Source organism: Limnochorda pilosa (assembly GCF_001544015.1).
Classification (GTDB): Bacteria; Bacillota; Limnochordia; order Limnochordales; family Limnochordaceae; genus Limnochorda; species Limnochorda pilosa.
Map to the genome: position 1 here is coordinate 2,212,842 of NZ_AP014924.1, position 13,473 is coordinate 2,226,314.

Annotated in this window: 12 protein-coding genes; 6 read left to right on the top strand and 6 right to left on the bottom strand. The window is 66.5% G+C overall.

The annotated features are described in order from the left end of the window. Window positions 1-31: 31 nt before the first annotated feature. Window positions 32-1,366: a 4-aminobutyrate--2-oxoglutarate transaminase gene (gene gabT, locus LIP_RS09785; RefSeq protein WP_068137513.1), complete on the bottom strand. Its 1,335-nt coding sequence runs from the start codon at window positions 1,364-1,366 to the stop codon at window positions 32-34. Window positions 1,367-1,469: 103 nt separating this feature from the next. After that, a complete protein-coding gene (locus LIP_RS09790; protein ID WP_158509627.1) occupies window positions 1,470-3,158 on the bottom strand; it encodes a PucR family transcriptional regulator in 1,689 nt (562 codons plus the stop codon). 278 nt (window positions 3,159-3,436) lie between these two features. Between LIP_RS09790 and LIP_RS09795 the strand changes: the two genes are divergently transcribed. The 6 genes from LIP_RS09795 (at window position 3,437) to LIP_RS09820 (ending at window position 9,116) form a co-directional block, all read left to right on the top strand. Beyond that, window positions 3,437-4,123 (top strand): GntR family transcriptional regulator, encoded by a 687-nt coding sequence (locus LIP_RS09795; RefSeq protein WP_068137520.1) that lies wholly within the window; start codon window positions 3,437-3,439, stop codon window positions 4,121-4,123. A gap of 264 nt (window positions 4,124-4,387) precedes the next feature. Then, window positions 4,388-5,467, top strand: coding sequence for a TRAP transporter substrate-binding protein (locus tag LIP_RS09800; protein ID WP_198409488.1), 1,080 nt, complete (start codon window positions 4,388-4,390; stop codon window positions 5,465-5,467). A gap of 122 nt (window positions 5,468-5,589) precedes the next feature. After that, on the top strand, window positions 5,590-6,147 hold the full coding sequence (locus tag LIP_RS09805) for a TRAP transporter small permease subunit (RefSeq protein WP_068137525.1): 558 nt from the start codon (window positions 5,590-5,592) through the stop codon (window positions 6,145-6,147). A 41-nt stretch (window positions 6,148-6,188) separates the two neighbouring features. Next, on the top strand, window positions 6,189-7,472 hold the full coding sequence (locus LIP_RS09810; protein WP_068141854.1) for a TRAP transporter large permease: 1,284 nt from the start codon (window positions 6,189-6,191) through the stop codon (window positions 7,470-7,472). 41 nt (window positions 7,473-7,513) lie between these two features. Then, window positions 7,514-8,209, top strand: a complete 696-nt coding sequence (locus LIP_RS09815) for a DUF2848 family protein (protein WP_082726126.1) — start codon at window positions 7,514-7,516, stop codon at window positions 8,207-8,209. A gap of 121 nt (window positions 8,210-8,330) precedes the next feature. Beyond that, a complete protein-coding gene (locus tag LIP_RS09820; RefSeq protein WP_068137530.1) occupies window positions 8,331-9,116 on the top strand; it encodes a carbon-nitrogen hydrolase family protein in 786 nt (261 codons plus the stop codon). Between the two features lie 90 nt (window positions 9,117-9,206). Here LIP_RS09820 and pdxA read toward each other — a convergent pair whose 3' ends face one another. The 4 genes from pdxA to LIP_RS09840 form a co-directional block, all read right to left on the bottom strand. Next, window positions 9,207-10,226, bottom strand: coding sequence for a 4-hydroxythreonine-4-phosphate dehydrogenase PdxA (pdxA, locus tag LIP_RS09825; protein WP_068141856.1), 1,020 nt, complete (start codon window positions 10,224-10,226; stop codon window positions 9,207-9,209). 170 nt (window positions 10,227-10,396) lie between these two features. Beyond that, window positions 10,397-11,668 (bottom strand): TRAP transporter large permease, encoded by a 1,272-nt coding sequence (locus tag LIP_RS09830; protein ID WP_068137533.1) that lies wholly within the window; start codon window positions 11,666-11,668, stop codon window positions 10,397-10,399. Beyond that, window positions 11,665-12,228, bottom strand: a complete 564-nt coding sequence (locus tag LIP_RS09835; protein ID WP_068137537.1) for a TRAP transporter small permease — start codon at window positions 12,226-12,228, stop codon at window positions 11,665-11,667. Before LIP_RS09835 ends, LIP_RS09830 begins: the two co-directional genes overlap by 4 nt. Before the next feature lie 160 nt (window positions 12,229-12,388). After that, window positions 12,389-13,378 (bottom strand): TRAP transporter substrate-binding protein, encoded by a 990-nt coding sequence (locus LIP_RS09840; RefSeq protein WP_068137540.1) that lies wholly within the window; start codon window positions 13,376-13,378, stop codon window positions 12,389-12,391. Window positions 13,379-13,473: the final 95 nt, after the last annotated feature.

Below are 13,473 nucleotides of genomic sequence, written 5' to 3' on the forward strand. Positions count from 1 at the left end.
ACACGGTCAGCGTAGGCACTCATTACCTGGTTCATGACGAAGCATATTGCCTGGTTCCTGCGCCCTGGCGGTCCACTCTAGCCAAGGCCTGACTCAGAATGCGGAGGCCCTCTTCCAGCTCCTCGTCGGTGATCACCAGGGGGAAGAGGAGACGGATCACGTTGTTGTACGTGCCTGCCTTCATCAGGATGAGCCCCCGGCGATGAGCGGCCGCCAGTACGGCAGCCGTCGCCCCCTCATCCGGCTCACGCGTCGACGGGCTGCGCACCAGCTCCATGGCCAGCATGGGACCGAGCCCCCGCACGTCACCGATCAGGGGATTCTCTCGCTGGAACGCGACCAGCCGCTCGCGGGCCAGGTCTCCCAGGCGTCGTGCCCGCTCCAGGAAGCCGGGCGCCGTGACCATGTCGAGAACCGCCAGCGCCGCACTGCAGGCCACCGGGTTCCCGGCGAAGGTACCCCCCAGGCCGCCCACCTGGGGCGCATCCATCAGCTCGGCCCGGCCTACCACCGCCCCCAGCGGTAGCCCCGCCGCCAAAGACTTGGCCAGGGTGATCAGATCTGGTTCGATGCCCAGTTGCTCGCTGGCCAGCAGCGTCCCCGTACGCCCCATCCCGGTCTGTACCTCGTCGGCGATGAAGACGATGCCATGCTCCCGGCAGAAGCGGGCCACGCGCTGGGCAAAGGCCGGAGGTGTGGGCAGGAAGCCCCCCTCCCCCAGTACAGGCTCCAGGATCACGGCTGCCACCCGCTCCGTGCCGATCTCCCGCACCACTCGCTCCTCGAAGGCCCGGTACACCTCGTCCACATACGCCTCTTCGGTGAGCTCCGGCGGGCGCCGGTACAGGTACGGGAAAGGCGCCCGGTACACCTCGGGCGCAAGCGGGCCGAAACCGAGCTTGTAAGGCGACGCCTTGGCGGTCAGGGTCATGCCCAGGAGGGTCCGCCCATGGAACGCATGGGCGAAGGCGACCACCGCCGGCCGCCCCGTGGCTGCCCGGGCGATCTTCACCGCGTTCTCCACCGCCTCGGCTCCGCTGTTGAGCAGGAGCGTCTTCTTCGGGCCCGCGCCCGGCGCCAGCTCGGCGAGGCGACGCGCCACCTGGACGTACGGCTCGTTCCACATCACGTGCATACACGAGTGAAGGTAGCGGCTGGCCTGGTCCACCACGGCTCGGACCACCGGGTCCGGCGTGTGACCGACGTTGAGCACCCCGATCCCGCCGGCGAAGTCGATGTAGAGGCGCCCGTCCACGTCCTCCACGGTCGCCCCGTGCCCACGGTCCATGAAAGCATCGACGGTTCCGAAGACGCCGCGGGGAACGTAGCGGCGACGAAGCTCGTTCAACTCGCTGTTGGTAGCCATGGCGCTTCTCCCTTTTCCAACCGGCGAGATCTTCAGTCTTGCGTGCTTGTTAGATTCACTCCTCTCCCTCTCCTTTGTCTTGAGCCTACAAATGAACATTCCGCTATTGTTGTCGATTCACAGGTTCCGAGGGTGAGACTGCCTCGTGGGTCCCCAGCCACGCCTCGATCTGTTGGGCTGCAGCGAGAAGCAAGCGGGTTTCGGGATCGGAGAGGTCGCGCCCCAGGAGCTTCTCGATGGCACGCGCCCGGTAGCGTAGGGTGTTGGGGTGGATGAAGAGGGACCGGGCAGCCGCTTGCCCGTCGAACCCCGCCTCCACCAGGGCTCGAATCACCTCCAGGTGGGTACCCGGGTGGGGCCCCTCGAGGATGGCCTGGAGGAGGTCTTCCCACCACCGCCTGAGCTCGGTCTTAGGGATTCGCGCCAGCAGGTGGAGGAAGCGGGCGTCCTCGTAGCGGAGCACACCCTGGAGCAGAGGCTGCGTGAGAAGGGCGGCGTGGGCTTCCTCGTAGCTGCGGCTCACGCCCTCGAGGCCCGGGTGGGGCTGGCCGACGGCCAGAACGGGTCGGGCGCCACCCGACGCAAGCCGGAGGTACAGATCCTGCCAGGAATCCCCCTGTCCGGGCATTCGCGGGCCGTGCACGACGTCCACGAAGACGACCAGGTTCAGGAAGTAGGTAAGGAGCGGCGGCTTGTCGTGTTTCCGAAGCCAGTCGTAGACCACCCCGCCCAGGTGCTCGCGCTGGGTGAACTCCTGCGTGGACGTCAGGGCACGAACCCGGGAGGCGGTTCCCAGCAGCCGTTCCTCGCTCACGATGCCGACCACGTGCTGGGCCCCCTCGTCGAAGCCGTGAAGGCGCGCCTGCTCGGCCAACCCAGCACTGCCCGCCATGCGCGGCGTGAGGAGCGCGTCCACGAAGCTCGAGCGTACGCGCCTCTCGGCGTGAACGGCCGCCTCCTCCCGCATCAGGTGCAGGGCGGCCACTGTCGCCCCTTGCTCGGCGGCCCTCAGGTCCAGCCCTGTGATGGGTCCGCTGCCGGCAAGGACCACCAAGTATCCCTTGCGCTCCCTACCCACCTGAATGGGCGAGACGATCACCGGCTGGCCGTTGTGATGCACGACCTCGGATTCTTCGATCCCTCGTTCGTGCACGACCCCGGTGCAGAAGGAAGGAAGCGTCCCTGCTTTCACGTTCGCCCTGGTGGGTTTCCTGAGGCCCGTGGGTTTGCCCGGGTCCGAAGGCGCCTGCTCCGCCTCGGCAGGATCGGCGATCGCCAGGATCCGGCCCTCGGGGTCGAGAATAGCCGTGGACCGCTCCAGGAGCTGCGCCACCGAGGCGCACAGCTCGTCCAGACTGCGGGCGTACAGCGCCGCGCTGGTGAGGGTGCGGTGAATCTCCTCCATACGCAGCAGGCTCTCGTACTGCTCGCGCAGGAGCTGTTCCTGAACCGCCTTGATGATCTCGATGAAGGGGATGCGAAAGGGTGCCGCGAAGACGGGGAAACCCAGGCGGTCCGCGGCGGCCCGGACCGGTTCGGGCACCGCCGGAAAGTAGCGCCCGACCGCGAGCACGAGGCCCGCCACCTCTGCATCGTGAAGACGCTCTACAAGGCCGCTCAGCCAGGTCTCTTCCCTGAACCAGGCGAACCCGGTGCTCAGCAGCAGCTCATGGCCCCGCACCCACTGCAGGGGATCAGGGATATCGATGATGTGCACCCACCGCATCTCCCTCTCCCGGCCGGCAGCCCCCGCCACCAGCGGGATCTCGCGGAAGATGGGCAGGCGTCCCACGTCTCCGATCTTCATAGTAGCGGGTTCGCTGGGGGTGGCGCGTTCCCTCCAGGGGGCAGGTCCCGCAGGCAGGCCGTCCAGAGGAGTGCGGCGGTGGTTCCACACGACGGACGGCGGGCCGGGATCACCGATCTTGAGCGGAAGCCGATCACCCCGCTCGGCCGAAAACAGGTCCTGAATCCGCGATCCGGAACCTGCTGGTGCATGACTCCCCCTAGAAGGAATTGCTCGGTCGACCAAGAAAATATGTATTGTCGACCGTTCGAAGGAGGATGTGTGTGCAGAGCGGATCGCTCCACGACCGCAGACAGGGCCTGCAACCCAGGGCCGAGCGGAGCACGAAGGCCGACGAAGCCTACCGGATACTGCGCCGCATGATCGTCACTCTCGAATTGGCCCCGGGGACGGTCATCGACGAGCGGTACTTCGCGTCGCAGTTCGGGATCGGCCGTACACCGTTGCGGGAGGCCGTTCAGCGCTTGGCCGAGCAGAACTTGGTCGTTTCGTCTCGGCACAGGCAATCCCAGGTAGCGCCAGTCGAGCTGACCGACATTCAGTGCATCTGTGAATTGCGGTTGGTGTTGGAGCCCATGGCCGCGAGTCTCGCCTGCGAGAGGGCAGACGACGAGGACATCCAGTCCGTCAGGACCATACTCGACGAGTACAAGAAGCACGTCGACGCCCACGACCTCAAGGGCGCCCTCGACGTCGACTACGAGTTCCACGACAGGCTGGCCCGGTCGACGCGCAACCCGCACCTGGCGGACGCGATCGACCGTCTGAACGCGCACAGCCAGCGGCTCTGGTTCCTCTCCTTCCGCCAGCTCAGGAGCCTGGATGGGATCCTCGAGGAGCACGATTCGGTCCTCCAGGCTCTGGCAGCCCGACGCCCGGCAGAAGCGGCTCAGGCCATGCGGAACCACATCGAGAGTTTCCGGGAGCGCATTCGCGGGCTGCTGCTCTAGGGGAGACCTGGCTCGAGCGGGGGCGATAGCGGATGGGTCCGCTGGCACGGTTCGCAGGCTCTGTCAGCGATCGTGGATGCTTGCTGGTGACCGGGGTTGCACTGCCAGACGGAGCAGCGCCCGGTGAACCATAACCCGAAGGCGGTGGTCGTGGACAACTGCGATGACAGGGGCCGGTGTTGCCTGGGCAACGCCGGAGGGCAGCGATCTCAGTGGACGAGCACGGCCGGGCGGGAGCAGTCACTTGCTGAGAGGAGTGAAAACATGCGCGGTTTCAAGGTTTGGCGAACGGTTGCTATGGCATCGGCGCTGGAGTTGGCAACGATCCTCGTCGCTGGCAGCGTCGCGGTCGTGGCGGAGGAGTCCCCGATCACTCTGAAGTACGTGGGTAGCTGGAGCAACCTCAGTCTCTACAGGAACTTCGAGCAGCCTTTCTGGAGCGAGACGGCCTCGGCGGCCCTCGACGACAGCGTTCGGTTCGAGGTGACCACCTTCGACCAGATGGGCCTCAAGGGGCCAGAGGTCTTTCGACTCATGGAGATGGGTCTGTTCAACGTGGCGGCGGCCACGGGCGACTACTTCGTCAGCGACGTGCCGCCCATCGAGGGACTCGACCTTCCGGCCCTGGCTCCTGACATCGAGACCGCGCGGAGCATCGCTCAGGCCTACGAGCCCGTGCTGGACGAGGCTTTCCAGGAGTACCACAACGCCAAGCTTCTGGCCATCGTGCCGTATCCTGCGCAGATCGTCTTCTCCAAGGACCGGATCAACGGCTTGGCCGATCTGAAGGGCAAGAAGGTTCGGGCCAGCGGCCGGAGCACCGCGGACTTCATCCAGGCCGTCGGGGGTATCGCCGTCAACTTGGCCTTCAGCGAGGTTCCCCAGGCGCTTGAGCGTGGCGTGGTCGACGCTGCGGTTACCGGGAGCCTCTCCGGTTACTCGGCAGGCTGGGGCGAGGTGGCGGACTACCTCTACCCTCTTCCCATCGGCGGGTGGGATTTCGTCGTGACGGCCATGCGATTGGAGGACTGGCAGCGCCTTGGCCCGGACCGGCAGCAGGCGCTCGCCCAGGCGGTCAAGGCGGACCTGGAGAATCCGGTCTTCCAGGCTATCGGCGATGAGACGCAGCAGGGCATCAACTGCCTGACCAACGCCGGAGCTTGCGGGTTCGGTACCCCGGCGGGCATGACCCTGATCCCCATTCGCGCGGAGGATGAGCAGTTGGCCCGACAGCTGCTGACCGACGTGGTCCTGCCCCGCTGGGCCGCACGGGTCGGCAGGTCGTGGGTGGACGGGTGGAACGAGACGATCGGCAAGGTGACCGGCCTGGTCGCCGGGCCGTAGTTCCGGACAGGGAGGGTGGCCCCAGCGAACGAAGCGGCTGCATTGGGCGCCAGGGCCACCCTCCTCCGGCTCGTGACCCAAGATGACGCGAGACGACGCGAGAAAAGGATGGCGAATCCACCGTGAACCTGTGGCTGGACCGCACGATCGAGGCCGCCCGGCGGCTGTCACGGTTTGCCGTCTGGGTGTGTGGCGTCGCGTTGTTCGGCACCGCCGGCCTGATCGGGGTCGAGGTGCTGGTGCGCAAGCTGTTTCGCATCTCGACCCAGGGAGCGACGGAGATCTCGGGCTACGTCCTGGCGGCCTGCACGGCCTGGGCGCTGGCCGACGCTCTCTTGGCCAAATCTCACGTCCGCGTCGACCTGGTTCTTCGACGAGTCGGACGGCGCACTCGGGCGTTCCTGGACCTGGTGGCACTCCTGATGCTTGCCCTCTTCGTGGCCCCGCTGGCGCATTTCGCCTTTCGAGTGGTCACGCTCTCCGTCACCCGGGGAGCCACCGCCAACACGACCCTCGCCACCCCCCTGTGGATTCCCCAGGGGATCTGGACGGTCGGCATCGTCTGGTTCCTGCTGATCATCGTGCTGCTGATCCTGCGGGTGGCCATCGCCATCGGACGCGGCGACCACGAAGCCGCGGCGCGCGTGGCGGGTATCGCGTCGCTCGATGACGAGGAGTAAGCTCGTCACGTCAGAACCCGGGAAGAGGGAATGAGCCGATGATTGTTGCAGCAGGGTTGGGCCTGCTCATCGTCCTGCTCCTCCTTGGGATACCGGTGGCGTCGGTTCTGGGCGTTCTCGGACTGGCGCTGGGGATCTTCTTCTCCCCCCTTCCAATCCATCGAGCCGTCGGCGAGATCGCCTGGTCGACGAGCACGGACTTCATCTTGGTGGCGATTCCCATGTTCGTTCTCCTGGGAGAGATCCTGCTGCGAACCGGCATCGCTGAACGCACCTACGCCGCCCTCTCCCAGTGGCTGAGCGGCCTCCCCGGGGGCTTGGTGCACGCCAACATCGCCACGGCGACCGTCTTCGCTGCCACCTCGGGATCCAGCGTGGCCACAGCAGCCACCATCAGCACGCTGGCGATGCCTCAGGCCCGCAAGTACGGATACGACGAGGGCTTCTTCGCAGGTTCCATCGCCGCAGGGGGCACCCTGGGAATCCTGATCCCTCCGTCCATCAACCTCATCGTCTATGGCTTCCTCACGAACACGTCGATCCCGAAGCTGTTCGTAGCCGGCATCGTACCGGGATTGCTCCTGTCGGCGTGCTTCATGGTCGTCACGGCCGTCCTCTCCGTGCGAAATCCCAGGCTCGTGGGCAAGCACGCACCCACAACGTGGCACCGGCGTCTCGCCGTCCTCGCCGACCTTCTGCCGATCCTCGTGCTCTTCTTGATCGTCATGGGCTCGATCTACGCTGGGTTCGCGACGCCCACGGAGGCAGCGGCCCTGGGCGTGCTGACCGCGCTCGGGCTTGCCGCCATCTACCGAACGCTCTCCTTGAAGATGCTCAGGGATGCGATCGAGGGCACCCTGCGGACGACCGCGATGATCATGTTCATCCTGCTGGCATCCTACTTTCTCAACTTCGTGCTAGCATCGGTGGGGTTGACCAACACCCTGCGGGTCTTCATCGAGTCGATCCACCTCGCACCCTTGGCGACGATGTTGCTCATCGCGGCGACGTATGTCGTGTTGGGATTCTTTGTCGAGACCCTCTCGCTGATGGTGCTGACGATCCCCATCGTCGCCCCCGTCGTCGTTGGCCTAGGATACGACCCGGTATGGTTCGGCATCGTACTCATCGTACTCGTGGAAACGGCCCTCATCACACCGCCGGTGGGACTCAACCTCTACGTGGTGCAGGGCATCCGGCGACGCGGGTCCATCTCAGACGTCGTCCGCGGAAGCCTGCCTTTCGTCGCGGTGATGTCGGTGTTCATCGTCATCCTGCTCCTTTTCCCAGACCTCATCCTGTTTCTTCCCCGCATGATGCAGTAGGAGCCATGGTGACCTGATGCAGAAGGGTGGCACCAAGATCGATGGAATTCGTTGTGGAGCGGAGAGGACGCGCCAAGGCGCGGTTGTCGCTGGAACCCCGGCTCGTCTTGAACGCGGGCTACGCCGGGCGCAACCAGGAGGCCGTCCGCCGACACATCGAAGAGCTGGAGCAGTTGGGCGTGCCGAGACCCGGGCGGGTGCCCATGGTCTTCGCGGTGTCCAACCACCTCCTGCTGAACCTGTCGGTGCTTCAGGTGATCGACACGCAGAGCTCCGCGGAGATCGAGTACGTGCTCCTGTTTCACCGGGGTTCCGTCTACGTCACGGTGGGGTCCGATCATTCGGATCGCGAGGTCGAGACCCGCTCCATCCAGAAGGCGAAGAACAGCTATCCCAACGTCGTCGCCGGCACGGTCTGGCCCTTGGATGAGGTGACGGGCCACTTCGACCAACTCGAGCTCACCTGCGAGGCGACCCGCGGGGACGCGATCGTTCCGTATCAGCACGGCAAGGCAGCCGACCTCCTGCCGCCATCCTACTGGCTGGACTGGGTGCGACGGGCCGGACTGTTCGAGTCGGACGTGGTCTTCTACTCCGGTACGATCGCGGCGCAGGATGGGCTCCACCACGGGGACGCCTACCGGCTGCGCCTGCATGATCCGGTCCTGGGCCGTGAGATCGTACACTCGTACCGTTGCCCCGTGGTTTCGGTGCCGGAGGTGGCCGAGAAGGCGTAGGGGGGACGGGTGGGAATCAGACCGGCGGACCTCGGGACGGCCCGCAATCAGATCGGCGGGTCCGTGGAGAGGTCAAGGGGACGCCCGGAGAGCGAGTCCAACCGAGACGGGGGGAAGAGTCATGCTCGTGGCGCTGGCTCAGATGAAGGCTTCGAGCGATAAGGGAGCGAACCTGGAGGCGGCTCGGAGGTGCGTGCACCAGGCTGCCGGCCGGGGGGCCCGTCTGGTGGTCTTTCCCGAGATGTTCATGGCGGCCCCATCTCAGGCACAGCCGCCATCCGCTCTTGCGGAGCCCCTGAGCGGCGGCTTCGTGCACGGCCTGGCGGAAGTCGCCCGGGAGACCGGGTCGTTCGTCGCCTGCGGGGTCTGGGAGACGTCGCAGGATGCGGCAAGGCCCTACAACACCGCGGTGGTCGTCGATGCCGAGGGAGGGCTGGCGGCAGCCTACAGAAAGCTGCATCTCTTCGACGCCCTCAACGTCCAGGAGTCGAGGACGATGCACCCAGGGGCGCAACCCCCACCGGTCTGCGAGGTAGACGGCCTGCGGGTGGGCATAGGCATCTGCTACGATCTGCGCTTCCCGGAGTTCTTCCGGGATCTGTCCGAACGCGGCGCCGAGCTCGTGATCCTGCCTTCGGCGTGGTACGCGGGGTCCCTCAAGGAGGACCACTGGCTGACGCTGCTCCGGGCCCGCGCGATCGAGAACACTGTGTACGTGGCGGGCGCCAACCAGGTGGGCGACGCCTTCTGCGGGCGAAGCGCCGCCTTTGACCCCTTCGGCGTCGTGCTCGCCGACGCCGGTGAGACCGAGGAGCTCGTGACGTTCGACGTGCGAGCGGACCGGATCGCCGCAGTCAGGAAGAAGCTGCCCTCGCTCGCGCACCGCAGGCGGGACGTGTTCGCGTAGCGTGCCCGCGCGACGTACTCGGGCGGCCGGCGCTCACGACCCGTCTTGCCGCTGATACTGCCTCACCGGCGGTGACTGTCAGGAATCCCTTCAGGGATCTACATCCTTCGCCGTCCTTCGCTTCGCGCCACCGGTGCCCATGGCCAATCGAACGGCGTAAAGGATCGCCTGGACCATGGAAGCGTCGCTGGCCACGCCCGTCCCTGCGATGTCGAAGGCGGTCCCGTGGTCGACGGAGGTCCGGATGATGGGAAGACCGACCGTGACGTTGACGGACCGATCGAAACCGGCCAGCTTGGCGGGGATGTGCCCCTGGTCGTGGTACATGGCGACGACGATGTCGAAGCGCCCTTGCTGCGCGTGCCAGAAGACCGTGTCGGGCGGGTGGGGACCGGTGGCATCGATCCCCTCTCGCCAGGCCGCCTCCACCGCTGGGCGGATCTCCTGCTCGTCCTGGCCCCCGAAGAGGCCGTGCTCGCCCGCGTGCGGGTTGAGGCCGGCGACCGCCACCCGGGGTCTCATGATCCCTTCCCGCCTCAGCACCCGGTCGGCGAGGCGGATCACGGAGAGGATGCGCGGCGCTCGGACCCGGCGGATCGCCTCCTCGAGGCTGACGTGGGTCGAGACGTGGATCACCCGCAGGGTAGGGCCGGCCAGCATCATGGCGTACTCCGCTGCACCCGTCAGGGCGGCGAGCATTTCGGTGTGCCCCGGGTAGGGGATCTCCGCCAGCCTCAGCGCCTCTTTGTTGAGCGGTGCGGTGACGACGGCGGCAACGTGTCCCGCCAGTGCCATCTGGACCGCGTGCTCCACGTACTCGGCTCCAGCTCGGCCGGCGACGGCGCTCCGTTCGCCCCACCGGTGCGCCTCCGGCGGCACGTTCCCCAGATCGACCAGCTCCACCCCCTCGGGAAGCTCAAGGGTTCCCGCAGGGCCCTCGCCGCCCCGGAGCGTCCGCTGCGCCCGGGTCAGAACGCCTCCGTCCCCTACGATGACGGGCCGGCAGGCCTGCAGGACCTCCGGACGGGAGATCGCCTTGAGGGTGACCTCGGGGCCGACGCCGGCGGGATCCCCCAGGGTGATAGCCACCCGCGGACGCGCGCGGCGCACACGACTCTCGTCTTGCTCCCCCTCGGAGGCCTGCCCGCCTCCACGGTCGATCTCAGGCCACTCATCTGTGTCGGTCACGGTCTTTCCTCCTCCTGTTCTCTCGCGGGATCGCCCGGCTGGCGGCGCGCTGGAGCGGTGATCTGCTGGAGGACCAGCAGAGCAACGGCAGGTCAGTGGAAGAGCAGTCCCGGGAGCCAGAGCGCCAAGTCGTCGACGAAGATGATGACGAAGAGCAGGATCACCATCACCACCAGGTAGGGTAGGCTCTCCCGAGCGACCTGGAGCACCGGCACCTTGGCCAGATACGACGAGATGATCAAGGTGGTACCTACGGGCGGGGTGAAAAGCCCGATGGCCAGCGCGAAGACCATGATCACCGCAAAGTGGATCGGATCGGCTCCCACAGCCTGCACAACGGGTAGGAGGATGGGACCGAAGAGGATCACGCCGGGCGAGACATCCAGGAAGGTCCCAGCCACCAGGAAGGCAACGCCCAGGATCAGCAGCAGGACCGTGGGTGAGGAGATCACGGTGCTCAGTGCAGCGGCAAGCCTCTGGGGGACCATCGAGTAGGCGAGGAGCCAGGTGATCAGCGCCGCCGTCGAGATGACCATCATCACCACGGCTGCGGAGACGGCCGAATCCAGGAGGGCGTCCTTCAGGCGCTGCCAGGTGATCTCCCGGTAGATCAACCCAAGGATGAGCGCGTAGAGGACCGCGACCACCGAGGCCTCGGTGGGGGTGAAGATCCCCCCCATGATCCCGCCCAGGATGATCACGACCATGAAGAGCGCCGGCAGCCCCTGCAGGATCGCCCGCGCCAGCTCACCTCCGGTTGCCCGCCGGTAGTGAGCGTAGCCGCGACGGCGGGAGATGACGGTGGTCAGCGCCAACATGGAGAGGCCGGCCAGGATCCCCGGCACCGCGCCCCCGAAGAAGAGCTCCCGGATGGAGAGCGCCGTGGCGACCCCCGTGAGGATCATCGGGATGCTGGGCGGGATGATGATCCCGACGGTCGACGAGGTGGCGTTGACCGCCGCCGAGAAGCCCGATCCGTACTTCTCCCTCTTCATGGCCGGGATCAGGATCGACCCGAGGCCAGAGGCATCGGCCACCGACGACCCCGAGACGCCGGCGAAGAACATACTGGCCACGATGGAGACGTTGGCCAGGCCGCCGGGCAGGTGGCCCACCAGCGCCCGGGAGAGTACAATGATCCGATCGGCCAAGCCACCGGCGTTCATCAGGGCACCGGCCAGCATGAAGAAGGGGATCGCCATGAACGGGAAGGAATCGACGCCGGTGAACATCCGCTGGAAAGCGACCAGGACCGGCAAGGAGGTGTGGGTCACCACGTAGGCGACCCCGGCCAGACCGAGGCTGAAGGCGATCGGCATGCCCAGGACGAGAAGCAGGACGAAGCTCGAGGCGAGGACGGTCATCGATCCGCCCACCCCTCCGCGCGTCCCCGGGGCGGTGCCTTCTCGCCCGACGCCTCGTCGATCACCCTATCTGTGACTTCTTCGCGAACCTCCCGGTGGAAGAGTTCCACGGCCCGCAGCGCGTTCTCCAGGTTGACCGCGAACATAAGCAGACCGCTGACCGGGAGGGCTGCGTAGACGTAGCCCATGGGATACTGGAGCGCGCTCGCCCGCTGCCGCATCGTGCGGAGGGTCAGCTCCCACCCGTGGCGAGCCATCAAGTAGAAGAAGTAGGCCAGCAGTGCCGCTGTCACCAGCCGCAGCGCCAGGCGTCCCGCCGGCGGGAGCTTCTCCGGCAGGAGGTCGATGCTCAGGTGCGCCCCCCTCCGGAGGGCGACCACCGCCGCCAGGAAGAACATCCAGACCATCAGGTGGCGCGCCAGTTCCTCCGTCCAGTGGAGCGGCTGGTTGAAGAGATACCGGGCCAAAACCTGCGCACCGATGAGGACGACCATCGCCGACAGTGCCAGCATCACCACCCCGGACAGCCCCAGCTCGAGCCGGTCGAACCACCGGTGCACGTCCGCACCTCCCCTTTCGCCGCCTCCGGCCTCCCGGCACCGTGGTGTCATGCGCCCGATAGAATCCACTCTCGGGAGCCCCTCCGAGCTCGGGACGAGCCCTCGCGCGCCGGAAGGCGTGGGGATGGAGCGGCTCCGCCGCTCCATCCCCACCGGGCGGCTAGAACCGCTCACCCACCTCGCGGATTGCCAAGTAGAGCTCCTCGAAGCCGTCGTACTTGAGGAACTGCTTGTAGACGTCCTTGGTCGCCTCGCGCCAGGGCTCCATGTCGGGGCGGGTCACCGTCATCCGGCCGAAGACCTGGCTTTCCCAGAAGTCGTTCTGCTCCTTGAGGATACGGTCGTTGTACTCGGAGGCCTCGGCTGCGGCTCGGGTCAGCGCGCGCTGCAACTCGGGGCTTAGGCGCTGGTAGCGCTCATCGTTCATCACGATCAGCATGAAGCCCACCAGGTGGTCGGTCAGCGTGATGTAGTCGACCACCTCGTAGAACTTGTTGGCGTAGATGACGCCCAGCGGGTTCTCCTGGCCGTCCACCGTTCCAAGCTGGAGGGCGGTGTAGACCTCGGGGAAGGCCAGCGGCGTCGGGTTGGCACCCAGGGCCCGCCAGGTCGCCAGGTGGGCCTCCATCTCGGGGACCCGGATCTTCATGCCTTTGACGTCGGCCAATGATCGGACCGGCCGGTTGGTGGTTAGTTCCCGGGGCGTCCGCATCACGTAGTCGAGGATGTGGATGCCGGTCGTGGCAATGAGGCGCTGCCGGATCTGCTCGCCTACAGGGCCATCCATCACCGCCTGCACGTGCGCGTCGTTCTTGAAGAGGAAGGGGAACTCCAGGATCGCCATGGCCGGGTCGAAATTCTGGAGAATGCCACCGAGGATGGCGCCGTCCACTGCTCCGAGCTGGATCCCTTCGGCCACATCTCGCTCGCCTCCAAGCACGCCGCCAACTGCGACGTCGATCTGCAGGCGGCCGTTGCTGTGCTCCTTGGCCAGCCGGGCGAACTCCTGCAGCGTGCGGCTCTGGTGATCGTCAGGGGCGTACGCGGACGCGAAGACCATCTTGACCTGCTGGGCGCTCACCGCCCCGGATCCTGCCACGAAGACCGCAAGCAGCACTGCGACACCTGCCAGCCAGATACTGCGTCTCATCGTCGTGCCTCCTTCGTGGTTTCTGATTCGTACGATCGATGGATCTCAAGGGACGCCTCTGCCCTGCCGGAGGACCGATCGTCGATATTCCCCAC